Origin of the sequence: Streptomyces bugieae (genome assembly GCF_036352915.1) — a bacterium.
Classification (GTDB): Bacteria; Actinomycetota; Actinomycetes; order Streptomycetales; family Streptomycetaceae; genus Streptomyces; species Streptomyces endophytica.
In genome coordinates, this window is sequence record NZ_JAZBJP010000002.1 from 890987 (window position 1) to 911839 (window position 20853).

Annotated in this window: 39 protein-coding genes; 8 read left to right on the forward strand and 31 right to left on the reverse strand. The window is 67.4% G+C overall.

Annotation, left to right across the window (positions count from 1 at the left end):
* Nucleotides 1–92 precede the first annotated feature (92 nt).
* The 28 genes from V2J85_RS09210 to V2J85_RS09345 form a co-directional block, all read right to left on the reverse strand.
* A complete protein-coding gene (locus tag V2J85_RS09210; protein ID WP_330821194.1) occupies nt 93–395 on the reverse strand; it encodes a DUF7739 domain-containing protein in 303 nt (100 codons plus the stop codon).
* 53 nt (nt 396–448) lie between these two features.
* The gene (locus tag V2J85_RS09215; protein WP_330821195.1) at nt 449–691 is read right to left on the reverse strand and encodes a hypothetical protein; all 243 of its coding nucleotides are present in this window, start codon (nt 689–691) and stop codon (nt 449–451) included.
* A gap of 62 nt (nt 692–753) precedes the next feature.
* On the reverse strand, nt 754–993 hold the full coding sequence (locus tag V2J85_RS09220) for a hypothetical protein (protein ID WP_330821196.1): 240 nt from the start codon (nt 991–993) through the stop codon (nt 754–756).
* 16 nt (nt 994–1009) lie between these two features.
* Nucleotides 1010–1198 (reverse strand): hypothetical protein, encoded by a 189-nt coding sequence (locus V2J85_RS09225; RefSeq protein WP_330821198.1) that lies wholly within the window; start codon nt 1196–1198, stop codon nt 1010–1012.
* Nucleotides 1199–1209: 11 nt separating this feature from the next.
* Nucleotides 1210–1749 carry a hypothetical protein gene (locus tag V2J85_RS09230; protein WP_330821200.1) on the reverse strand — a complete coding sequence of 180 codons (540 nt, stop codon included), beginning with the start codon at nt 1747–1749 and terminating at the stop codon, nt 1210–1212.
* Between the two features lie 15 nt (nt 1750–1764).
* The gene (locus V2J85_RS09235; protein WP_330821201.1) at nt 1765–2325 is read right to left on the reverse strand and encodes a DUF6919 domain-containing protein; all 561 of its coding nucleotides are present in this window, start codon (nt 2323–2325) and stop codon (nt 1765–1767) included.
* A gap of 20 nt (nt 2326–2345) precedes the next feature.
* Nucleotides 2346–2870, reverse strand: coding sequence for a DUF6197 family protein (locus tag V2J85_RS09240; protein ID WP_330821203.1), 525 nt, complete (start codon nt 2868–2870; stop codon nt 2346–2348).
* Nucleotides 2871–2888: 18 nt separating this feature from the next.
* On the reverse strand, nt 2889–3065 hold the full coding sequence (locus V2J85_RS09245; protein ID WP_330821204.1) for a hypothetical protein: 177 nt from the start codon (nt 3063–3065) through the stop codon (nt 2889–2891).
* Nucleotides 3066–3275: 210 nt separating this feature from the next.
* Nucleotides 3276–5366, reverse strand: a complete 2091-nt coding sequence (locus V2J85_RS09250; RefSeq protein ID WP_330821206.1) for a hypothetical protein — start codon at nt 5364–5366, stop codon at nt 3276–3278.
* Nucleotides 5363–6601, reverse strand: coding sequence for a hypothetical protein (locus tag V2J85_RS09255; RefSeq protein ID WP_330821208.1), 1239 nt, complete (start codon nt 6599–6601; stop codon nt 5363–5365). The genes V2J85_RS09250 and V2J85_RS09255 overlap by 4 nt, the downstream gene beginning before the upstream one ends.
* Before the next feature lie 29 nt (nt 6602–6630).
* Nucleotides 6631–6843: a hypothetical protein gene (locus V2J85_RS09260; RefSeq protein ID WP_330821210.1), complete on the reverse strand. Its 213-nt coding sequence runs from the start codon at nt 6841–6843 to the stop codon at nt 6631–6633.
* Between the two features lie 101 nt (nt 6844–6944).
* Nucleotides 6945–7154 carry a hypothetical protein gene (locus V2J85_RS09265; protein WP_330821212.1) on the reverse strand — a complete coding sequence of 70 codons (210 nt, stop codon included), beginning with the start codon at nt 7152–7154 and terminating at the stop codon, nt 6945–6947.
* A gap of 92 nt (nt 7155–7246) precedes the next feature.
* The gene (locus V2J85_RS09270) at nt 7247–7450 is read right to left on the reverse strand and encodes a hypothetical protein (protein WP_330821213.1); all 204 of its coding nucleotides are present in this window, start codon (nt 7448–7450) and stop codon (nt 7247–7249) included.
* A gap of 50 nt (nt 7451–7500) precedes the next feature.
* The gene (locus tag V2J85_RS09275; protein WP_330821214.1) at nt 7501–7653 is read right to left on the reverse strand and encodes a hypothetical protein; all 153 of its coding nucleotides are present in this window, start codon (nt 7651–7653) and stop codon (nt 7501–7503) included.
* A gap of 61 nt (nt 7654–7714) precedes the next feature.
* Nucleotides 7715–7897: a hypothetical protein gene (locus tag V2J85_RS09280; RefSeq protein ID WP_330821215.1), complete on the reverse strand. Its 183-nt coding sequence runs from the start codon at nt 7895–7897 to the stop codon at nt 7715–7717.
* An 85-nt stretch (nt 7898–7982) separates the two neighbouring features.
* Entirely contained in the window at nt 7983–8198 is a 216-nt protein-coding gene (locus V2J85_RS09285; protein ID WP_330821216.1) for a hypothetical protein, read from the reverse strand.
* Nucleotides 8198–8536, reverse strand: coding sequence for a hypothetical protein (locus V2J85_RS09290; RefSeq protein ID WP_330821218.1), 339 nt, complete (start codon nt 8534–8536; stop codon nt 8198–8200). The genes V2J85_RS09285 and V2J85_RS09290 overlap by 1 nt, the downstream gene beginning before the upstream one ends.
* 99 nt (nt 8537–8635) lie before the next feature.
* Nucleotides 8636–8797: a hypothetical protein gene (locus V2J85_RS09295; protein WP_330821219.1), complete on the reverse strand. Its 162-nt coding sequence runs from the start codon at nt 8795–8797 to the stop codon at nt 8636–8638.
* 82 nt (nt 8798–8879) lie between these two features.
* Entirely contained in the window at nt 8880–9083 is a 204-nt protein-coding gene (locus tag V2J85_RS09300) for a hypothetical protein (RefSeq protein ID WP_330821220.1), read from the reverse strand.
* An 83-nt stretch (nt 9084–9166) separates the two neighbouring features.
* Nucleotides 9167–9370: a hypothetical protein gene (locus tag V2J85_RS09305; RefSeq protein WP_330821222.1), complete on the reverse strand. Its 204-nt coding sequence runs from the start codon at nt 9368–9370 to the stop codon at nt 9167–9169.
* A 40-nt stretch (nt 9371–9410) separates the two neighbouring features.
* Entirely contained in the window at nt 9411–9587 is a 177-nt protein-coding gene (locus V2J85_RS09310) for a hypothetical protein (protein ID WP_330821224.1), read from the reverse strand.
* 49 nt (nt 9588–9636) lie between these two features.
* Nucleotides 9637–9915 carry a hypothetical protein gene (locus V2J85_RS09315; protein ID WP_330821225.1) on the reverse strand — a complete coding sequence of 93 codons (279 nt, stop codon included), beginning with the start codon at nt 9913–9915 and terminating at the stop codon, nt 9637–9639.
* 18 nt (nt 9916–9933) lie between these two features.
* Nucleotides 9934–10149 carry a hypothetical protein gene (locus V2J85_RS09320; protein ID WP_330821226.1) on the reverse strand — a complete coding sequence of 72 codons (216 nt, stop codon included), beginning with the start codon at nt 10147–10149 and terminating at the stop codon, nt 9934–9936.
* A gap of 4 nt (nt 10150–10153) precedes the next feature.
* Nucleotides 10154–10498 carry a hypothetical protein gene (locus V2J85_RS09325; protein WP_330821227.1) on the reverse strand — a complete coding sequence of 115 codons (345 nt, stop codon included), beginning with the start codon at nt 10496–10498 and terminating at the stop codon, nt 10154–10156.
* Between the two features lie 103 nt (nt 10499–10601).
* Nucleotides 10602–10850, reverse strand: coding sequence for a hypothetical protein (locus V2J85_RS09330; RefSeq protein WP_330821229.1), 249 nt, complete (start codon nt 10848–10850; stop codon nt 10602–10604).
* Between the two features lie 238 nt (nt 10851–11088).
* Nucleotides 11089–11433, reverse strand: coding sequence for a hypothetical protein (locus tag V2J85_RS09335; protein ID WP_330821230.1), 345 nt, complete (start codon nt 11431–11433; stop codon nt 11089–11091).
* Entirely contained in the window at nt 11433–11819 is a 387-nt protein-coding gene (locus tag V2J85_RS41265) for a helix-turn-helix transcriptional regulator (RefSeq protein ID WP_419836755.1), read from the reverse strand. The genes V2J85_RS09335 and V2J85_RS41265 overlap by 1 nt, the downstream gene beginning before the upstream one ends.
* A gap of 27 nt (nt 11820–11846) precedes the next feature.
* Nucleotides 11847–12605 carry a GntR family transcriptional regulator gene (locus V2J85_RS09345; RefSeq protein WP_330821231.1) on the reverse strand — a complete coding sequence of 253 codons (759 nt, stop codon included), beginning with the start codon at nt 12603–12605 and terminating at the stop codon, nt 11847–11849.
* A 681-nt stretch (nt 12606–13286) separates the two neighbouring features.
* Here V2J85_RS09345 and V2J85_RS09350 point away from each other — a divergent pair.
* The 3 genes from V2J85_RS09350 to V2J85_RS09360 all read left to right on the forward strand — a co-directional run bounded on the left by V2J85_RS09350 (nt 13287) and on the right by V2J85_RS09360 (nt 14939).
* Complete coding sequence (locus V2J85_RS09350; RefSeq protein WP_330821232.1) at nt 13287–13679, forward strand: DUF6907 domain-containing protein; 393 nt, start codon at nt 13287–13289, stop codon at nt 13677–13679.
* A 134-nt stretch (nt 13680–13813) separates the two neighbouring features.
* Nucleotides 13814–14587, forward strand: coding sequence for a hypothetical protein (locus V2J85_RS09355; RefSeq protein WP_330821233.1), 774 nt, complete (start codon nt 13814–13816; stop codon nt 14585–14587).
* Between the two features lie 46 nt (nt 14588–14633).
* On the forward strand, nt 14634–14939 hold the full coding sequence (locus V2J85_RS09360; protein ID WP_330821234.1) for a hypothetical protein: 306 nt from the start codon (nt 14634–14636) through the stop codon (nt 14937–14939).
* Between the two features lie 41 nt (nt 14940–14980).
* Here the strand turns inward: V2J85_RS09360 and V2J85_RS09365 are convergent, their stop codons facing one another.
* The gene (locus V2J85_RS09365) at nt 14981–15397 is read right to left on the reverse strand and encodes a helix-turn-helix domain-containing protein (RefSeq protein ID WP_330821235.1); all 417 of its coding nucleotides are present in this window, start codon (nt 15395–15397) and stop codon (nt 14981–14983) included.
* A gap of 211 nt (nt 15398–15608) precedes the next feature.
* Here V2J85_RS09365 and V2J85_RS09370 point away from each other — a divergent pair, with 211 nt between their 5' ends.
* From V2J85_RS09370 to V2J85_RS09380, 3 genes are all read left to right on the forward strand, one after another.
* Nucleotides 15609–16388 (forward strand): BRO-N domain-containing protein, encoded by a 780-nt coding sequence (locus tag V2J85_RS09370; protein WP_330821236.1) that lies wholly within the window; start codon nt 15609–15611, stop codon nt 16386–16388.
* Nucleotides 16389–16581: 193 nt separating this feature from the next.
* A complete protein-coding gene (locus V2J85_RS09375) occupies nt 16582–17373 on the forward strand; it encodes a phosphotransferase (protein ID WP_330821237.1) in 792 nt (263 codons plus the stop codon).
* 149 nt (nt 17374–17522) lie between these two features.
* Nucleotides 17523–17732 carry a hypothetical protein gene (locus V2J85_RS09380; RefSeq protein ID WP_330821238.1) on the forward strand — a complete coding sequence of 70 codons (210 nt, stop codon included), beginning with the start codon at nt 17523–17525 and terminating at the stop codon, nt 17730–17732.
* A gap of 184 nt (nt 17733–17916) precedes the next feature.
* On the opposite strand, the gene V2J85_RS09385 is transcribed toward V2J85_RS09380, so the two are convergent.
* Nucleotides 17917–18507, reverse strand: a complete 591-nt coding sequence (locus tag V2J85_RS09385; RefSeq protein ID WP_330821239.1) for a hypothetical protein — start codon at nt 18505–18507, stop codon at nt 17917–17919.
* Between the two features lie 452 nt (nt 18508–18959).
* Here V2J85_RS09385 and V2J85_RS09390 point away from each other — a divergent pair, with 452 nt between their 5' ends.
* Complete coding sequence (locus tag V2J85_RS09390; protein WP_330821240.1) at nt 18960–19304, forward strand: hypothetical protein; 345 nt, start codon at nt 18960–18962, stop codon at nt 19302–19304.
* A gap of 278 nt (nt 19305–19582) precedes the next feature.
* The gene (locus tag V2J85_RS09395; RefSeq protein ID WP_330821242.1) at nt 19583–20098 is read left to right on the forward strand and encodes a hypothetical protein; all 516 of its coding nucleotides are present in this window, start codon (nt 19583–19585) and stop codon (nt 20096–20098) included.
* Between the two features lie 155 nt (nt 20099–20253).
* Here V2J85_RS09395 and V2J85_RS09400 read toward each other — a convergent pair whose 3' ends face one another.
* Nucleotides 20254–20853 carry a hypothetical protein gene (locus V2J85_RS09400; RefSeq protein WP_330821243.1) on the reverse strand — a complete coding sequence of 200 codons (600 nt, stop codon included), beginning with the start codon at nt 20851–20853 and terminating at the stop codon, nt 20254–20256.

Genomic DNA, 20853 nt, shown 5'->3' on the forward strand with positions numbered 1-20853 from the left:
AGTCCCCCCGCGGTGGGGACCAGTCTTTCTTCAACTCCCGGGCCAGCTTCAGACCGTGGCGCCGGTGGTGGCGTTCTTCCAGGGGTTGGCCATCAGCGCCATTCCCAGGCCTGCCGGGCGTCGGCGGCTTTCTGTGCGGCGTCGGCGAATTCGCGGGCGAGGGCGCCCCAGTCAGCGGGCATCTTGCGGTGGCTGACGGCTCGCCGCAGCACGGCTGCGATGTGTCGGGCGTCGGTGTGCGGGACGCGGAACGGGTCGCCTGAACGGTCGCCGAAGACTGGTTCGATGGTCCGCCAATCGGATGCCGACAGGACGTGAGCTAGGTGCTTGCCGAGGTTGTGGATGGTGGTGGCGGAGCGGGTGTTGTTGACGCCGTGCGAGATAGTCCAGCCCATGACTGGCTCCCTTCGGTCGCGGGTGGGTTGACGGTGAGGGGGTCGGTCTGGGGTCAGTGCTGGCTGGCAGCGTGCGTCTGGGCGTAGTCGTAGGCGTCGGGGATGTGTCGCTCGATTAGGAGGTCTTCCTTCTCGGGCGGGTCGGTGGTGAGTGCTCCGGTGTTGATGCGTTCACTCCAGGGGCAGGCGGTGCAGGTGGCGGTGAGCGCCCCGCTGTGGGGGGCGTAGACGATGTCGATGGCGGGGCCTGTGGTGGGCTGGAAGCGGGAGATGAGGCCCTCGGGTGTGCTGCTCATCGGGTACTCCTCGCGGTCTGGTGCGGGGCCCGCCGTGTCGGCTCGGACGGGCCCCGGGGCAGCTAGTCCTGGGCCACGTGGGCGGGGACCGCGTCACGCACGTGCGCAGGGAGCTTGAACGCGTTGCGCACGTAGTCCTGGTCCGACAGTTCGGTACTGCCTTCCAGCGCGTCGCGGACCCAAGAGGTGTTCATGAGGCTTCCGGCGTCGACGACGCGCAGCCACAGTTCGCGGATGATGGAGTTCAGCTCGCCGACCTCGGTGCGGAGGCTCTGCTTGTCGGCTGCGGGGCTATTTGCCATGGGGCGTGGTGTCCTTTCAGCTGTAGTCGTTGGCGTTGCGGAGGCCGTGGCGTCGTTCCCATTCGCGTTCGTAGACGCCGGCCCAGTTGCGGTTGAGGTCGCCTCCGGCTTTGCGGTAGGTGTCGGCGGCGTCGCCGAGTTCTTCGAGGGTCATTTCGGCTGCCTTCTTGTTGACCCAGGTCTTGCCGGTCAGGTTGATGTCCATAACGGTTCCTTTCAGTGGTTGGGGAGTTGCCGGGCGAGGGCTTCGAGGGCTTCGGCCTGCTGTTCGCGCACGTCGATGAGCCGCTCGTATTCGCGCTGGTCGGTCTTGCTGTGCGGGGTGATGCCGTACTGCTGGCGGAGGTAGGCGACGTGCTGGTCACCGGCGCCGGGCTGGTTGAGCTGGACGGTGTGACCGAGCTCGTGGATGACGGTGCGGTCGAGTTCGCGGAGGTCGCTGTTGCGGGATGCGTTGATGGCAACCAGCGCTCCGCGGTTCGTGAGAGCGGTGGCGGCGAATGCGTGGCGGGCGTGCCAGTGGTCGATGACGCGGCCGACGGCGCGGCGGCGCCAGGGCGTGTGGCCGGCGAGGGAGAGATCTGCGTCCTGGGTGAGCCGGGTGACGCCGTTCCCGTCGGTCAGGACTATCTCCACCTGGGGCAGTTGGCCGCCGAGATGGCGTGCGGCGAGCCTGCCCGCCTGGTCGCCGATCTCCCGGATGCGCTGCTCGATACGGCAGGCGTTCCGGCTGCGGCGGTCGATGGTGATGTTCACGGGGTCCTTTCGATGTCAGTAGCCGGTGGCCTTGTTGAGCGCGGACCAGAGTCGATGTTCGCGGCCCCAGACGGGGTCGATGAGCGTGGTGTGGGTGGCCTTGCGAAGCTCGCGGATCGCTTGGCTACCGACGCCTGGGAATGTGCTGGAGATGAGTCGCCGGTGTCCGGGTGACCAGCCGAATCCTGTGGTTACCTCGGTGTCGGCTTCGGTGGCGGGCATGCCGGGGTGGCTGCGGTCGCCGGGCTGGTTGGTGATGACGACGATGCCCGCGCGTGTGGCCTGGGTGCGGATCCGGTCGAGGAGTTGAGGATCGGCGATCCAGCCGTCAACTGCGGCGCGTTGCCGCCACGTGCGGCCGTCGTAGCCGCGGCTGGGCGCGAGGCCGGGCTGCGAGTTGGTGGTGACATACCCGGCCCGGTTGGCGCTGGCGAGGGGGAGGATGAGGTGGCGGGTTTCGTCGTCGGGTCGGGTGTCGCCGTACCCGGGCCAGGTTCGGATGCGGCCTTCGAGCCAGTCGGCCATGAGCTGGCCGAGGTCGGCGACGGTGCGGGCGTTCTTCCAGGGGTTGGGCATCGGTGGCTCCCTTCGGGCTGTCAGATCCCGCGCGCGTCTGCGCGGCTGGCGGCGTGGCCGAGGATGCGGGCGGGCATGTGCCCGTCGCGTTGCCGGTCGTTCCAGCTGGCGATCGTCTCGGCGGTGGGGTCGAACTCGTTGCGGACGATGTCGAGGAGGAAGATGCAGGCGTCGTCGGCGGCGGACCGGCTGCCGGCTTCGGCACGGATGGCGCCGATCATGCAGCGGGCGCCCTGCTCGTCGCGGAGCCGGTCACTGCACCATCCGTCGCGGAGGAGCCGGGTGTGGGCGCGGTGGAAGAGCGCGGCGATCGGCGTCCGGTACGGCTGCGGCACCGGGGCGGTGGGTGCGTCGACGGGGCTGCGGATGACGTCAGCCAGGTCGAGGGGCTCAGTGTTGATGCGGGCGTCGACGGCGAGGGCTGCGAGGGCGAGGCGCTCGTCGAAGGTGAGGGCGGGGGCCCACGCTGACCGCTTGGGCTCGGTCAGGGTCGGGGCGGTGTGCGCGGCGACCTGATTGGGGTCGGCGGCGGTCAGCGTGGGCATCTCGATCGTCTCCTCGGGTCAGCGCTTGCCGCGGTAGTAGCCGCTGCGCGGGTCGGTGGTGTGGCTGCGGTGGATGCGGAATCCGTCGGCGACGAGGAGCTGGTCGACGGCGGTGGCGGGGTGGCCGCAGGCGGCGCAGACGGTGCGCTGGCCGTCGCGATCACGCTTCTTCTGGGCCGCGTCGATCTTGGACATGGCGATTCCTTCAGCTAGGGCATTTATGGATCTTTCGGGCATTCATGGCCGTGATGATGCCCGTGATGGAGCGTGATTGCGCAGGTCAGGGGCGTGATGGGGGGCGTGATGGGGGCGTGATGCATCACGGGCAGATCGGGCTCATCACGCCCCCATCACGGGTGGCGTCACGGTCCTGACCTGCGGCATCACGCCCGCCGCGTCGGAGAATCAGCCGGATTCGGGAGCCTCTTCGCCAGCCAGCTCAGTGATCGTCGAGAGGTAGTAGCCACGGCCCCCGGCCCATTGCTTCGTCTTCATGTCGACGGTCGGGGCGATGACGGCAGCCGTGTCGCGCAGCTCCTTCAGGTAGCGGCGCCGGGCTGCCTCGGCCTCCTCGTCCTCCCTCGGGCCCCAGCTCTCCGGCGCCGCGGATGCGACGTACTCATACAGCTCTTCCGTCGTCATCCGCTGCGGGTCGTCCGCGGCGGTGAACGCGGCCCGAGCCAGCTCGACTACCTCGGGCAGACGCACGTGGGGGCGCACCTCGTCGAGGTCGTCGAACGACACGTCGGCGGCGGCCAGGGACTCCTCATCGAACCAGGGACGTCCGGCGGCGGCGCGCTCGTCGGCGCGCTGCTTGCCCTCTTCCGGCGAGGCGGGGATGACTTTGTGGATGAGGGGGTCGGTGGAGCCGCCGCCCATGATGTAGACCTTGCCTGCGTCGGCGGGGTCTTCGCCCTGTGCGGGGTGGAGTCGGTCGGGGCGCCAGCCGTTGGCTCCGGCTCCGGCGCCGAAGACCTGGACGATGTCCTGGTGCCGGCTCGGGCCGACGATCTTCAGGGCGATGGAGTCAGCGATGGCGGCGCCGATGGCGTCCTTCGTCGCCTCCTGGGCTGCGAGGCCGATCTGCACTCGTGCACCGCGGCCGACGCGGAGGATCGCGACGACGAGCGCCTTGGCGTGCTGGGACAGCTGAGGGTACTCATCGATCAGCGCGACGATCGCCGGGTAGCGGGGTGACGGGATCCAGTTATCGCCCATGCCCAGCTTCCCTACCAGGGTTTTCCTCGCCTTTGCGATCTTCAGGAGCTTCTCCAGTACCGCCTCGATGACGTGCATCTGGTCGGCGCCCACAACTCGTACCCCTACCGCGGCGGCGAGGGGCTCCAGGCCGTTGCCGCCCGGGTCGAGGTCGACGACGACCACGTCCTCGCAGGCGGTCAGCACGTCGCCGATCGTCCGCAGCGTCACCGACTTGCCGCCGCCGGAGGAGGCGATGGCGACGAAGTGCACGCCGAGGAACGACAGGCTGGTGGGCTGCCCGTCCATCCGCTTGGCGATCAGCGCCTTGTCCCGCATAGCGAGACTGTTCGGCTTGCGGACCGGCAGGGCCGGCATGTCCTCGAACGGATCCCCCTCGACCAGGCGGAGAACGACCTGGGCCCTCTTCTGCCGCATGGGCTGGCACAGCAGGCCGTCCGTCGGCAGATCGAGCGGGGTCTCCAGCTCGGGGGCCTTGGCGATCAGGTCGGCGGGGGTGCCCTTCTTCAGCCGGACGGTGACCTCCCAGCCCCACGCGTAACGGCGGCCGGCCTCCACCGAGGCAACGTTGATGCCTTCGGAGACGAGGGCGCGTCGCACGCACTCGGCCGCCTCGTCCCGGGTGTTGGCGTCGGCGATCGGGAACGGGTCCTCGGCGCCGGCCTCCAGAACGATCAGGCCGCTGGTCTTGTCCGCGAGCAGCTCACCAGCCCCAGGTCGGCCGTGCCATGCACCGACGGCGTAGGCGCCGAGCGAGAGGAGAACGTCTACCCACCCGCCTCCGACGACGACCGCGGTCGTGACGCCGGTGGTGGTCGCTGCGCCCCAGGCGCCGGTCTTGATCCAGTGCCAGCGCTTGTGGAGCTTGTATGCCTCGCGGCGGGCCTCCAGCAGCTTCCTCGCAGACGACTCGGCGTCCGTGTCGCCGGCCGCCGCCTTCAGCTCCGCCTTCGCGGACAGGATCATCTGGGGGTGGTCGTCCCGCCGGGCTTCCAGCCACTGGCTGACGAGGTTGCGGTAGCCGCGGACGGTCCAGCCGACATACAGCCGGTTCTCGGCGACGTGCTCCCGGGCGCGGATAGTGAGCTCCGTCCCGGACTCGATCAACGTGGGCCGCAGGGCCTCGCCCTGGTGCTCGACGACCGCGCCTTCGATGGGCTGCGGCTGTTCCTTGACGAGGCTGAGGGGCGCGCGTGGGGCGGACTCGGTGGCGGTCGTCATCGCGTCTCCGTCCACCGGCTCGCGGGTGAGGTTCGGGTAGGTAGTCACGACGGTCACCGGCTTTCGTTCTGGACGGCCTTGCGGAGCCGAACGAGGTACTCGTCGCGGCCTCCGCCCACGGCGGCCTTCACCATCGAGTGGCTCAGCTTGGACGGGTCACCGAGCTCCTTGGCGAGGCGCCGGACGGTGTCGAGGTGCTCCTCGGAGAGGGGCTTTGGGGCGACCTTTCCGGAGCCACGCCGAAACCGCGACTCCCCTTTGCCCCCTAGGGGAATTTCGCCTTCTGCGGGCCTCCCGGGGAAGGTAAGCGTCGAACCGCCACCGCCTCCACGCGGGCCGCTCTGGGGGCCCTTGCCGCGCGCCCCTCCGGCAGGTCCGCCGTCACCCTTGGGGGTGCCGAAGATATCGGCAAGGAGGAGCTCGACGGCAACCTGCTCGGGGGTTCGCTCGGCCGTAGCGAGGGCGTCAGCAACGCGCTTCTCCGCGGCGATCCGCGTCGAGATGACGGAGTCCGTGACGGACACCGGAGCACCCTCGATGTCGGGCCAGGCGAGGTCGAACGCCTGCTGCTTCGTGAGCGTCCCGTAGGGCGCTGCGAGCATGATCTGCTTTGCCCGCTTGGCGACCTTCCTGAACTCGCGCCGCCGCTGGCGTTCATGCTTCGCCTTGGCCTTCTCCTCAGCGCGCTTCTTCGGGTCTCCCTTCTCGGACAGGGTGATGACCCACTGGCGGACCTCGAAGAACAGCGGTCCTCCGAGCGTCACAGCAGCCAGCCCGATGCCGGCCACAGAACCTTGTGCCGCCGTGAGCCCAGGGAGGTTGGTGCCGTAGTTGTAGTTGACGCTCGCGGCGAATCCCGCGGCCCCGAGCGACAGACCGCGTAGCAGCCAGCGCACCCACATGGGCAGCTTTCGCTCGTCGGCATAGGCCACCCCGGCGTTCATGACCCAGGCCCCGCCCTCGACGGCCGGGCCGATCGGGGCCAGCATCCACGAGATCGCTGCGAAGTGGAGGATCTGGGCTGGTAGGGATGCAAGCGCGGAAAGGCCGACGAGGATCAGCGTGCCGCGACGGTACACGTTGCCGGGCGTAAGGGTCTTCTCACGCTTGGCTGCCCGTGCCTGCCGCCGCTGGGCGCGGTCGCGGCGCCGCTGGATTTGGTCGGTGCGCTTCTCGTCGCGCTCAGCTTTCCGCTCTTCGCGGGCCAGCTTCGCGTTGAAGGCCGCGTTCTTGCGGGCTTCTTCGGCTTCGGCCGCCTTGTCGGCCCGCCGCTCTTCACGCCAGGTACTCACGGTCGTTCAGTCCCTTCGGGGGTATCGGATTAGGCGGCGGTGTCGTAGTCGCGGGTCGATGAGGTTGGGGTCTTGGTGCGCTGCTCTTCGACGACCCCGTCACCGGCGATGCCGGCCAGGACGAGGACGGCGATCACGATCCGGAGGCCGGGCGGCACGGACAGGCCCACGAACCAAGCCAGCCCGGCAATCAGCAGGGCTACGCGGGCCCGGGTCAGGCCGATCAGGAGACTGAGCTGCATGGCGGTGTCCTTCGACGGGGGGGGAGGGTGGGGTGCTGCGTCGGATCTCCAGGCCGCCGGTACCGGGTGCGGGACCGGCGGCGAGGGCTACCGGCGAGCGGTCAGCGGCGTTTACGGGCGAGCTGGTCCTTCAGTCGGTTCGCCTCTGCCTGAAAGTTCTCGGCGCGGGCCTTCCAGCCGGCTTCGCTGATGCCGAAGATGGCCTCGCCGGTCGCGGCCACCTTGTCGGCGAACTCCTTGCACATGTCGGCGGCCTTCGCCTCGTCGCGCATGATCTGCTCGGTGCTGGCCTTGCCGCTGAACAGGCCCATGTGGGCTCCCTTCGGGTTGATGGATGGGGTACTGCGCCCCGGGCCGGGGGACGATCCGGCCGCTCACGCGGCTGGACGCCGGTGCTGAGTCGTCAGCGTCCGCGCTTGGTGCCACCGCGCAGCCACGACACCTTGGCGGCGGCCTCGTTGGCGGCCCGGTTGAGGCGGTGGTACTCGGGGGTCTCGTGGCGGATTCCGGCCCGCCGCTCGCGGTCGCTGTTCTCGTTGAGCGCCTTGTCGGCGGCCTTCATGTCGACGATGGCCTGCTTCTCTTCGTCGGTCTTCTTTCCGAACACGGGTTCCTCCTGGTGCTTGTTGGCGATCAATGACGGGGGTGGACTGCCAGTCAGCGACTGGCTGCTTCGCGGTGCAGGCGGGCCTTGGTCTCCATCTCCTGGCGGGACGGCACAGCACGCCCGTGGGTGCCGCAGGAGCAGGTGAAGTTCCACTTGCCGAAGCCGGCGTCGTAGACCTCAGTCGTGTCCTTCTTCCGGAACATGGGTTCCTCCTAATTGGTGTTGGTGATCGGTGGATGGGTTGGGCCGCCCGTTACTGGGCGGTCACTGCTCAAAAACACGCAGTTCGTGGGCGGTGCGGCCGCTGCCCTTGCGCTCGATGTTGCGGCGCGCTGCAGCGTGCGCTGCCTCTCGCGTGGGGGCCTCGACCTCTCCGGACGCCGACCCGACGCGGCGCTCGCCGAGCTTCGTTTCAACGACGGTCGCGTTCCAGGCCCACTTCGCCATGCGTTCAACCTCCTGTGTGAGCTGGGACTGTCCCGGCTCCCCGCCCGGCCCGGCCAGTGGAGGCCCGGGGCGGACAGGCAGCCGGTCAGATCAGGGAATGGAGTCGATCGATGCGCTGCTGGCGCTCGGCGGCGATCCGTTCGAGCGTGAAGATCTCGGTGGCCTTGTCGCGCTGGCCCGAGCCGACCATCGAAGCGATCGACCTGTGAATGTTCGCGATGTCGACCTCGTATTGGGCGATGGCATCGCGGGCTTGGGCAGCCAGTGCCTCGTCGCTTGTGTCGGTGGTGACGGCGGCCATCAGCGGTGGGCCTTCGCGCGACGGGAGGCAAGAACCTTCAGTACGTCCTCGGGGGTCGCGTACAAGCCGTCGTCGTCACACGCGAACATCGGGCGGATGTGCTTGCCCGGCCGCTCGTCCGAGATCGGACCGAACCGCCGGAGGGCGCCCTCAGCCGAGACCGCGCCGCACCAATAGCCGCCCAGCGGGGGCTTCTTCTGGTCGAACCGCCACGGGCGCCAGGTCCTCTCCTGCCCCCACGGCTGGTACTCGGTGTGGATCGTGTAGTAGGTCTTCTCCGGGTCCAGTTGTGCCAGGAAGGCCTTGACTCCGCGCCTCGTGGGCTCCCACTCGGTCATCTCTGTCTCCTCACTCGGTGAATGGCTGGGTAGTTCGGTGGTCCGGCTGGCCGGCTCCCCTCGACCGGGCCCGCACGTGTCGGGCCCGGCGGGCAACCGTCAGTCCTTCTCGGAGTTGCGCTTCTCGGCGAGCTCGGCCTCCCGCTCCTTGGCCTTCTCCTCGGTCGAGTAGCTGCGCCCCCACCCGTCGCCGTCGACGCGGTACTGCGGGCGGGACACGCCATAGATCTCGCTGGGGACGTAGCTCTTGCGGATGGCCATGCGGTTCTCCTCGCGGTGTGTGGTCCGGGGCTGTCCCGGCTCCCCGCCCCGCCCGTGCGAGACGGGCGGATCGGGCAACCGATCAGCGTCGGCGGCGCTTGGCCATCGCGTTGTCCATGTCGTCGTAGGTGGCGCCGGCTTCCCGGGCTTCCTTCTGGGCCTTGGCGGCGCGCTGCAGGTAGCCGCGGTTCTGGCCCGGGAGCAGGTGGCGGGAGATTTCCTCGTCCTCGGCGGCGTCGCAGTAGGCCTGGATCGCCGCTTCCTTCTTGCTGCTCAAGAAACCCATGTACGTGTCCTTTCGTCCGTGGGCTCGGGGCTGTCCCGGCTCCCCGCCCCGCTCGGTGCTGGCCCGAGCGGGACAGGCAGCCGTCAGGCCGCGAGCTTGGCGTGGTAGTTGCGGACGTCGGCGTCGGTGAAGCCGTGGGCGCGGGCGTTGTCCTGGTAGCGCTTGTGCATGGCGAGCTCATCGGTGGTGAGCGGCATGCCACGCCGCTCCCGTGACGCCTTCAGTTCGATGGCGACGGCGGCCCAGTGGAGGGCGTTGGCGCGGTCGTCGGTCAGGTCGTTCGACATATGGGGCTCCTCGGTCAGGTCGGGTGTTGGTGGTGAGTGATCAGGCGGCCGCGGGCTGGTGGAGGCCGCGGATCTCGTCCATGAGCCGCGGCCCGTCGGGATCCGCCTGGTCGAGGTCGAGCGCGGCCAGCTGGAGGCCGAGCTGCCGGTCCAGGTCGTCCTTGTGGAGGGCGTCGCGGTACTCGTTCAGGTAGGCGATACGGGTGTTCTCGGGCATGACGGTGGTCCTCTCGGAAGGTGTGGGCGGTGGCAGGGGGTGGTGCGGGTCAGGCGGTGCGGGGCTTGGGGAGCCAGAGGCGCCGCTTGGGCTCCGGCGCCGGCTCGACGACGGTCGGCTTGGCCAGGGCGGTGGCGATCCGGTCGAGACTGTCGGCGATGGCGGCGAGGTGCGCGTTCGTCGCCTGCTGCTCGGTGACCAGAGCCAGGAGCGCGTGGGGCACAGCCCTCTGCGGACCGTCCTGGACGGAGAAGCCGTGCATCGGGTTCTTGCCGTTGACGCCATCCTCGGCGCGGCTGACGTGGATCTCGGTCGGGGTACCAGGCATGGCGTTGCTCCTTGGAGGTCAGTAGATGCGGGAGAGCAGAGCGTTTGCGCGGCGGGCATCGGGCTCCCGGGCCGCCTCTACGAGGGCTTCGGCGCGGCGGGCCTGCATACGGAGGCGGGCAGCGGCATCGAACTGGCCGGCGGCCTCCAAGCGGAGAACCTTCACCCGCAGGCGGATGGCCTTGGCCTCGTAGTAGGCCGCGATCTCGGCGCGCTCCTCGTCGGTGAACTGCACGGAGTCACGCCCCCGGCCGGGGCATGGCCCGGCACTTCTCGGCGTGGGACTGGGCCCAGTTGCGGGCCTTCGCTTCGGCGCGGGCCAGGGCCTCTTCACGGGTCAGTGCGTGCCAGCGGCTGCCGTAGTCGTAGAAGCCGTCCTCCCACTGGAACCGTTCGGCGGAAGGGCATCCGGAGCACTCTGCGGCCGTGACGTACACGCCTCCGCCGCGCTCGTCGCGTTCGATCTCGGTGATGGTCACTGCCAGATTGAGGTCGCCGAGCGCCTTACCGGCGTCGGTGAGGTAGCGGGCGATGACGCCCTCCGGCCAGGTGGTCTGGGTGGTGGTCTCGGTCTTTGCGGGCATGACGGCATGGCCTCTCGGTGGAGGTGGTGCACGAATGGGATGAGGTGCGAGGGATGACCGCGCCGGCGGGCGGTAGGGGGCGGTCAACCCGCCGGCACGGCGATCAGGGGTTGTCGGTCTTCGAGGCCTGGTGCGCGATCAGAACCGCGGTGTCTACGGCCAGCACCCCGGAGAGCCGATCGATCTGCGCGTCGGCCAACAGATGAGGCGTCGGCGTCGTGCACGGATAGCCGGCGACGTCCAGCTTTGCGGTGGTCGGAGTCGGGCCAGCCAGAGGCGCAGTGGCGTCCAGCCACTCGGCGAGTGTGCGGAGCAGACGCTCGATCGGAGTCGACACCGTCACCAGCCCCACACCGGCTGCTCGGTCGCCGCAGCAGCCTCAGCGAAGGCTCGACGCGCGCGGGACCGCAGCGGCTCCACATAGTCGGTCGACGCGCCACGCTCCAGCAGCGACACCGTGGCGATCACACAACGGTCAGCGCGGGACTCATCCACCTCGGCAAGACACCCGGTCGGGTCAGTGATCCGACGCAGAGCCTCACCCACCGACGGGTCCGAGTCGCCCGGGAACGGGGCGGGGGCGGTAGCCATCACTTCACCACCCGGATCGCATGGGCCTGGATGCCCTTCGGGCACTTCGCGACAGGAGGGGTGACGGCGCCGTGGAGCTGGACGCGGACACCCGGCTCAGGCTTGGCGCCCGCCGTCCGGAACGCGGCGACTACCCGACTGGACTCGATGATCACGGACGCGCTGCCGCCCCACTCGTCATCCAAGATCAGGCTGACGCGTCCGCTGGAGGTCCGCACCCCGGCGATCTTCGCGGTGGCGGTGACCGGGACGCCGACCGGAACACGGTCAAGAGTCGTCTCACTGGAGCCCAGGAGCGAACTGCGCTCCACCAGCAGCCGGCCGAGAATCGGGGCGGTAGTCATCACGCCACCGCCTCAGCCGGCGCGACGAGCGAGCCATTCAGGTATGCGGTGACAGCCGACTCCCGGATCCGGAGACCGCGGGGGCGAATCTTGCCGCCACCCATGCGGTGAGCAGGCATCCGCCCAGACGCGACCAAGTTGTAGACGGTTGAGCGGGACACCCGGAGGCGAATGGCTACTTCCGCGGCATCGAGGAATGTCTCGGAGGGGGCAGCCACGTTCTCCGTGGCTGGGGATTCGTGGCGCACGTGAGCTCCCTTGGTAGGCAGGACAGACAGAATGACTCGAACTTCCACGTGGAAGTTCCGCGTGCTCCAAGAGTGCTGCAACTTCCACGTGGAAGTCAACAGGGGCTCGCGCCGAGAACGCGAAAAGGCCCCCGCCATCGGCGGGGGCCTTACGGAAACTGCTGGTCAGGCCGGGATTACGTACTCAAGTACGTAGCTCCCCGAGTCGAGCACCATCTGATTGATCTCAACGATGCGCCCACCCTCCTCGGCCGCATAACGGTCGATCAGGATGACAGGCGTGCCGCGCGCGAGATCAAGCTGCTCCTTCTCCGCCTTGTTGGGCATCCGAGATCGCACCTCCTCCCGAAAGACGGTCGGAGCGTGACCGAGCTCCTTCAGGCGGGCATAGGTCCCACCTGCACCCGTGTCCGTCTCGGCGATTGGCGTACCGTCGGCGATCTCCGCCGGAATGTGAGAGATGGCCTTGAGGACCGGCTTACCATCCACTGCATAGCGTCGGCTTCGCTGGACCAGCGCAGTACCAGGCTCCACCTGAAGCATCTTCGCCACTCGATCGTCAGCCTTGACGCGTGTGACTTCCACATCCAGGGCCGTCGGTTTCTTGTCGACGACATCGAGCTCCCACATCGACCGCCCGGCCCCCCAGACTTCGGCAGAGAGTCTGGCATTGGCGGGCCGGCGAATGCGCTCGAACTTGCGGACGCGCGTCGGTGCACCCTGACTACTTACCGTGATCCCGTGATCACGAAGTACCTGGAGCGCTCGGTAGGCAGTATCGCGAGAGACTCCATAAGCCGCCATGAGCTCCTTCTCGCCTGGCACCTTCTCGCCCGGCGGGAGGTCCCCACTGTCGATGCGCGCGCGCAGCTCGTCAGCGATTGCTTCGTACCCGACGCTTGCGTCGCGCTTCTTGCCGGTCAAGACACCTCCCGTGAGGATGTTTCGTCGTCTCGGCGCACAGGACCGCACGATCCGCTTGACTTCCACGTGGAAGTGCTGGGACTGTGAATTCCAGTAGTTCCACGAGCACGCACAGCCACTGATAGCGGCCTTGCTGGACGCACACCAGATGGCTATGTCTGCACGCCTTCTTCGCTCCACTGTACGCAAAACATCCACGTGGAACAGCGACCGGGCTCGCGCGAAGTGCAGCCCACCTCACAAGGGAGCTCCATGACCGAACCCTTAGAGCGCACCGCCCTGTACCGCCTCTACGACGCCGACGGACGCCTGCTGTACGTCGGAAGCCGCGGAGCTCCTACGCCAGCGACTCGCGCCGGAAGACCTCGCACGACTCATCCAACATCTCGCCGAGCCCCGATAGGCAGAGGCGAGATTCAGCCGGAATCGAGCCGCGTGATCTACCTCGTCCAGCGCTCCGTCTCTCCGCACCCGCAGGTCCCAGACTCGCGGGCTTTGGCAACTATTACAGCTGGTCAAGTTGCCACTCTCCCCACGCTCTCCGGATCCAGCCGGTGCGTTTCTGGAGGGCTCTAGCGTGTGAGCGCACGAAAAAGCCGGGCGCGTCAACGCCCGGCCAGTTCAACCAGCGGGCCACGAACCCGCTGATCAGTGATCCGTCTCGTCAAAGAGGAGTCCTCAATGACTGTACTCGCTCCCGCCGTCCCATCCCAGTCCGCCCCGTCTCGCCAGGTCGCTGCGACCGTGGCCGGCGCGACGGTCGTCCTTCCGTGCCCGCTGTGGTGCACGCATCCGCACAATGAGGAGTACCGGGCCCTGCCGGACGTGTCGCACCACAGCGACGAGCTCACTCTCTCGGTGCCCGTGCACGGTGGGGTCGACTCGACGCTGGTCACCCGCATCTCCTGCTGGCCTTTTGCGGACGAAGCGGCGACTGCGGTCCCTTTCGTCTCGTGCAACCCCGTCGGTGACGAGTTCGCCCAGCTCACCCCTGAAGCTGCTACGGCGCTGGCCGACCAGGTCATTGCTCACGGGTACGCGATGCGCGCCGTGGCCAGGAGCATCTCGGGCTGACGTCAGCGACACATCGGCCGGGCAGCCCACGCTGCCCGGCCGTTCTCAATCCTTGCGCGGGCAGCGCCCGCAGCACCAGGAGCAGTCATGCGCGTACCGAGCCATGCCCGCAGTCGCAGGATAGGGGCTGCCGAGTGCTAAAGATTCGCCGGTCGAAGCCGGCGGCGAACTTCACGATCCTCCCGAACGAGCTGCTGCGGGACGACCGTCTCACCTACTGTGCCCGCGGTGTCCTGGCCGAGCTGTTGAGCCGACCGTCCGGCTGGGAGACGAACGCGGATGCTCTCTCGGAGCGGGCGCGCCGCCACCGCGGGGATGTGGTCGGTGAGGGGCGGCGCGGATTGCGGGCCGCGTTCGCCGAGCTGGAGGCGGCCGGCTACGTCATCCGTCGAAAGGAGAAGGCAGAGAAGGGCAGATTCGTGACGGTCCTTGAGGTCTACGACGTCCCGCAGGGCCGGGGTACCGCTCGCGGTACGTCGGCCAGCGTGACGTCGGCCAGCGTGACGTCGGCGGCCGGTACCTCTTCAGTAAGTACTGACGGAAGAAGTACGGATGAAGAAGATGCTGGCGAAGAACATTCCTCCGCGCTCGCTGGCGCTCGCGCGGGCCAGCAAGCCGGCCCGCAAGATCGACGCCGCGAGGAGCTTCACCGGCTGTACGAGGCCGCCAACGAACTCGACGACCACCGGCTGCGCCGGCTACTCCTGCAGTTCGAGAAGAAGCGGCCACGGATCTATCGGGAGCAGCGGCAGCTGGCCCTCGCGCAGTTGGCGCGGGAGTCGCCGAAGATCCTGCGCACCGCGGACTCGGTACGCGCCGTTGACCTGTTGAGCTTCAAGTACGCGCTGCTGCACTACCAGGAGCCGGGCATCCCGGAGTGGCTGCGTCGCTTCCCGCGCCCGCGGTGACACCGCGCGGCTCATCCGCACTAGCTCACGAAAGGAACGATCGCCGATGAACGGCATGATCCCGTACACCCACTGGGCGTACTTCTCCGACGAGGCCGGTGCCCGCCGCTGCGCCCAGGACTTGCCCGACTTCGTGACACGCGTCCGCAAGGCGGCGGATGACCGCGAGTGGTTGCTGCTGGCGGGGCGAGACGTCGCCCTCGGTTGCCTGCCGGAGCGGCACAGGGAGATCGAGGTGACCGTCACCCGGCATGGCGGCAAGTACGACGGCGGCGAAGCCGCATACCTCGGAACGGGAAAGCCGATCGCAGACCCGATGCTGATCCAAACTAGCGAAGGCGACAGCGCCTGATCGCCCCAATGGACTGGGCCACACCAGTTGGCGGGGCCCTTTCAATTTTCGAGCAGTCCGCGGCGCTTGAGCTCTTCGACGACTTTGCGGGACATGTCGCGGATCTCGGGTGCGGTGAGGCTGTCGGAGACGGCGACGATGGCGCTGGTGAGGGCTTGGCCGAGGTCTTCTTCGGGGATGCGTGCGATGACGGTGTCGCCGGGGCCGCGGTCGATTTCGATGGGCTCGGCGGCGCCGTCCAGTACGGCTCGGCAGGAGCCGCTGGCCCAGCCGAGGGCTGCATCGAGCGCCTTGTAGGTGTTCTCTCGAACCGCCCTCCCCTCTTCGACCTTTAGGTAGGTGTTCGGGGAGATGCCGGCGGCGGCGGCGAGGGCGACCTTGGGCTTATCCAGGTCGATTCTGCGCTGCCTGATGAGCTCGGCGAGCCTCTGGAGCGCTTTGGTGTCTTCGGATGCCATACCTGCAATCTTCGCAGTTTCTGAGCATCACGCAAGGGATGGCACGCAATTTTGAGTAGCTCATACGCAGAACTGCTGGACTCTGCGCATGTGGCTCTGTAGCTTCGATGTGGGCCCGCCCCGAACCGCCAAGCACTGGGCGGGCCCATCCATCAGTCCTGCCAACAGAACGGATGACCTGCCCATGGTGCCATCCCCGAACACCCCCGCGGTGTTCACCTTCCCCGAGACCGCACAGCAGGTGCGCTCGGTGACCATCGACGCAGAGCCCTGGTGGGTTGCCGCCGATATTTGCGCGGTGCTCGAACTTAGCAACCCGCGCCAGGCCGTGAGTCACCTCGACGAAGACGAAGTGCGGCAGGTACCCGTCACTACTGCTGACGGGTCAGGGCGCACGCTACCCACCAACGTCATCTCCGAGCCCGGCCTCTACTCCTTGGTGCTGCGATCCCGGAAGCCACAGGCGAAGGCGTTCAAGCGCTGGGTCACTCACGAGGTGATTCCGCAGATCCGCAAGCAAGGGAAGTACGACCCGGCCGCAGCGAAAGAGCTCACTGCCGCAGCTGGCCCGCTCCCCTATCGGGACCAGGCGGAGATCCTGGCGATCCTCCGTCCTGTCCTGCCGGAGCACTACGCGACGGCAACCGGCAAGGTGATCCTGGCTCGCGCGATGGGTGAGCGACCGGAGCTGGAGAGCGGGGAGACACCCCTGTACGCGTCGACGTTCCTCGCAGAGAAGGGGCACAAGCCGGCGACGGTGGCGAAGTTCCAGTCCGGGTTCGGGTCGCGCGTCTCGAACCGGTACCTGAAGGTGCACGGCCGCCGACCGGAGAAGATCCCGGGCCCGGCCGGCTCGCGGATCGACAAGGTCGTGGTCTACAGCGAGGAGGATCGTCCGCTGCTGGAAGAGGTGTACGCCGAGGTCGCCGAGGCGATCCTGGAGTTCGAAGGTGGCGGGCAGTTGCCGCTGGACGCGGGCCGCGCCGCTTGAGCGTGCGGCACGGGACAATGGAACCACCGCAAATCAACTCGAAGGGGGGGTGGGCTGTGAGCGAGTGTGACCACGAGTGGGTGCAGTGGTCGGGTGCTGCGCGTTGCCGCAAGTGCGGGGCAACGCAGAGCTAGGCCTGGATGATGGTGGCGGGGTCGGACAGTCGGCCCCGCCACCGTCGAGGGGGTCGCTGATGGCATCGCGGATCGACTGGCCTGATCTACCTGTCGTTGCTCGTACAGCGGTTGAGGAGCGCACCGGGGCCGTGCTGGCGGCAGAGCCGATTGCCGATGGCCTGACCTGCGCGGTGGCGGCGCGTCTCGTCACGGGCGCTGGAGCGTTCTTCGTGAAGGGTGTGCCGGTCGAGGACGGGCGGGGGCGGGAGGCGCAGCGGTGGGAGGTCACCGTCAGCCGGCAGGTTGGTCCGGCGAGTCCTGTGCTGCGTTGGCAGGTTGTGGCCGGCGGCTGGGATCTGCTGGTCTTCGATCATGTTGACGGTGAGCACGCGGATTTGTCGGGGCCATCGAATCGTGCGCTGGTTGCTCGTGTGCTGCGATCAGTCCAGGGCGTTGCGGCTCCCGCGGGGGTGCCATCGTTCGCGGACCGGTTCGCAGACGTCCTGGACGAGGATCAGTTGGCGCTGCTGTCCGGCGATGCGCTGCTCCACACCGACACCAACCCGCACAACCTGCTCGTCGGGCCCGGGAGGGCTTGGCTAGTCGATTGGGCGATGCCTGCTGCCGGGCCGGCTTGGGTGGATGTGGCGTATACGGCGGTGCGGCTGATGGAGGCTGACGTGGCTGCCCGTGAGGCGCTCGACTGGGCGGGGCAGTTTCCGTCGTGGCGGGCGGCGGGTCCGGCGGCGGTGGAGGCGTTCGTGACGGGGACGTGTCGGCAGTGGGAGGCTCGTGTGGGCGTGGGTGGGGCGCGGCCGTCGAATGCCCGGTTCGCCTCACTCCTCGGGGCGAACGCTCCCGTGTCGTAGTTCGAACGTGCGCTCTCTCCGGGGCCCCGGTTTCGGCCCGGGGCGCCGCTTTCGCGACAACCTCCCGCCGTTCGAAAGACACCCTGGCCCTGCCAGCGGTACACCATCCCGAGATCCGCCGCTCGGCGGGCCAGGGAGGGGATCGCTGAATGCTCACGATCAACGTGGCCGTGCTGCTTGCCATCATCGTCTTCGTGCGGTTGCGGCGGCCGGTCGAGCCTCGCACCCGCCTGGATCAGGCGTTCGGGATCACGGTGATTCTCGTGCTCGGGTTGCTCCTCGCACCTACCGCCTTCGGGCACAGCGTCCTCGGTGCGGTCCAGCAGCTGGTGGAGGGCATCACGAAAGCGTCGCACTGACCTGGCGGCGCGCGTGGCAGACCCGGTGGGGCTTCGACGTGTTCCCCGTACCGATGTTCGCCCCATGCGTCTCTGCCGATTCGGGCATTCCGCTGGCAGGCTGTCGCCCTTCTGACCGGGGGGGGGAGTTCATGCCGTCTGCGTGCCCGCCTTGTAAGGATCACAAGGCGGTCTTGTGTTGTTGCTATTCCCCGTTGGCTAATGGCTGGTCGTTGTCGGGTATGGTCTGCGGTCGGCGCCAGTCGAGTTGGCTGTGGTCAGGGTTCGCGACTTTTTTCCTTGTGTCTCTTCGCTGCATCCAGCCCCAGGGATGCAGCACTCTGCGCATGGCGAGGAGGAATGCCTCCAGTTGGGCCACGTTGTCGTAGTAGAAGTTGGCAGATTGGGTCATGGCTGAGTCCGAGGAGACAGGGGCTGTGTTCCACGCCTGATGGCGGTATGGCCCGCCCTGGCGTCGAGTGTGTGAAAAAAGGTTGATGTAGGCGTCACTGACGACGGGCGAGTCCATAGCGAGGAGGGTTTGATAGAGGTGCAGTCTTGCGAAAACGTCGCTGATTTGTTTCGCGAGGGCTGACCGTGTTGCCGGGTCTGAGTCCGCCCTGTGGCGGATGAGGTAGGGCAACTCTTGGTATTCATGGATGACTTGGAGGGCCTGGGCGTACATCTGGCTCTTCGTCTCGCGCCGTTTCATGTGTTGGTTCACCCAGTAGCCGGCGAGTGCTACCACGGCCGTGAGCATGGCGCTGGCGAGTGCAACCTTTGTGGCAGTGTCCATAGTTGTGGCGCTTCGGCAGATGGTGCGCCGTCCTCCCCCTTCAAAGTCTTCCAGGATTGAGATCCGGCGGGCTAGACGCAGAGGAGGAAGCCGTCCTGATCGCCTCGTACCAGCGCGCCGCCACCCGTTGGCCGGGTCATACCGACTCACGCGGCCACGGGAGCGTTCCCCGCCACAGGCGTCTGAGGCGCGGGGTCTGACGTGGGATCGCTGCGGCCCTGCAGATGCGGGCCGCCATCATCTGCGACTGGTGCTGTCGCTGGCGTTGCTGGCCTAGCTGCTCAGCAACGGGTGGCGCTGGAGCCCACTGGCCAATCTGACGCGACGACTGCGAAGCCCCGCCCTCCCTGGGCGGGGCTTCTTCACGTCCACGCGCCCGTGCTGGCGACTTCGCGCCCTGCTGAATACCGCCTTCCGCTGGCAGGCTGCCTTCTTCTGACCGAGGGGGTTGCATGGCGCTCGCGTGTCCGCGCTGCAAGCACGACGGTTTGTTGGATCTTCCGGAGTATGTGGCGTCGTTGCCGCGGGAGTCGCCGTTGCACGGCAAGTATGGGCAGCCGCCCGAGTACAAGATGCAGTGGTTGTTGCCGGCCGGGGCGTGTGCGGCGGGCGCAGTGGCGCTGGTGTCGGGTTCGATCGCCGCGGGGCTTCTGCTGCTGGCTGGCGGCATCGGTGTGGGCGTGTGGCTGTGGAGGAAGTCCTCGGCGGCGGAGGATGCTCGGGCGCGGTGGTCGCGGTCGATGATCTGCCGGCAGTGCCCGGTGGTGTTCCCGCGGGAGGATGCGGTCGCGTTGTGATGGCCGATCGCCGAGTGATGAGCTCGTTGGAGGGATCAGTGTCTCGGAATCGTCTGGATCGTAGGACACGCTTACGGCTAGTGCGTGGGAAGTGGCCGCATCCTCGGCGGGTGCGGAGGATGCGGCCGAACAGTTCGGCAGCACGACAGGCCGGATTTCGAATTGATTGGAATGTAATCACCAGCCTCATAGCTGCTGGGGGTCTCATATTCACCGGGGTTAGCACCTACTACAGCGCCAAGGTTGCCCAGGACCAGCTTGATCAGTCGCAAGAAAGCGTGAACGAGAAGAGCCACGCTCAGGCGTCTCGCATTTCCATGTGGTCTGAGCCATCGAAGAATTACACATACGCCACCAATGGCGTTTTTGCGAACCGCTCCCTCGATCCCGTGGTGATCGGTAACCTCGTATTTATCACCTCCGGGGTCGATAATGAAACGGAAAAGGATTTCCTTGAGCTGCAAGACGTCACCTTTGCCCATCCTATCCAGCCTTGCTCAAGCTTCACCATTACACCTCCCGACGTTATCCGGGGCGACGGGAAGCGATACTCGGCAGAAAACACTTACGTAGATGTACTGCTAATCCACTTTTGGGACGTAAATGGAAAGCAATGGGTTCGGACCGAAAACGGAAAGCTCATTCCTGTAGAAGGAAACTTCGGGGGTATCGCTGACTACAAAAAAGTTCTCGGCCACAGACTCGACGCATTCCGGGAGGCGGACGGTGTAATGCAGCCGGACATCATGAACTCAAAGGGTAAGCCGCTCGAAGACTGTGCAGCTGGCAGTTAGTGGCCAGTTGGCGCCCGCGGTCGTCCGCAAGACGTCGGCGACGGCGGGCTCGGTGGGCGCGGACCCTTTACTGCCGGCGGTGTCCGGTGCGGTTCCTGCCGGAGGAAGCTGCCCCGGTCTGAGCGGGCACGCCACGTGGGAAGGTCGTCTTCTTTCTATGGATTCCAGGGGAATCTGACGAGGTCCACGTGGCACGCTGCCAGGAAGTCTCCTTGCTTCTCCATGAGGGTGGCGTCCTGCTCGGAAAACAGGTGCCGCTGCTCTTCAGTCAACCGGGATGCCCTGCCGAGGCGCTTTGAGAATTCCATGGTTTCGATGATGCAATTGCGGAGGTGGCTGCTTACTTCCTCCGCTGTCTCCGATACGCGCCGCGGGGCTAGGAGCACGATCTCGAAGCTCAGGGAGCTGAGATCACTCTGCAGCACCTTAAGGACTTCAAGCGCCGCCTTGTGCCCCTCGTCGCGTCCGCGCGTGGCGTAGTGCTCGCGCACGCTTGCAAGGAATTTGTGTCGCTCGTCTCGGTACTTCTGGCTTAGCTGGAGGAGTCGCGCGTATAGCTGGCGTCGTTCTTGCCGTAGCCAGTGGGTCTGCTCGTTGGCGGCTTGGCCAAGGATCTGTCCTGCAGTAGCCCTGAGGGCCGCGTCCGCGCTGTGCCGTGCCGCCCTCCAACTAGCCCATCCCCCAACAGCGGCTCCGATGATGGCGGCGGCGAATCCGATGATGGCGGCGTAGAGGGCCGCCTTCCCCTCGTCCAT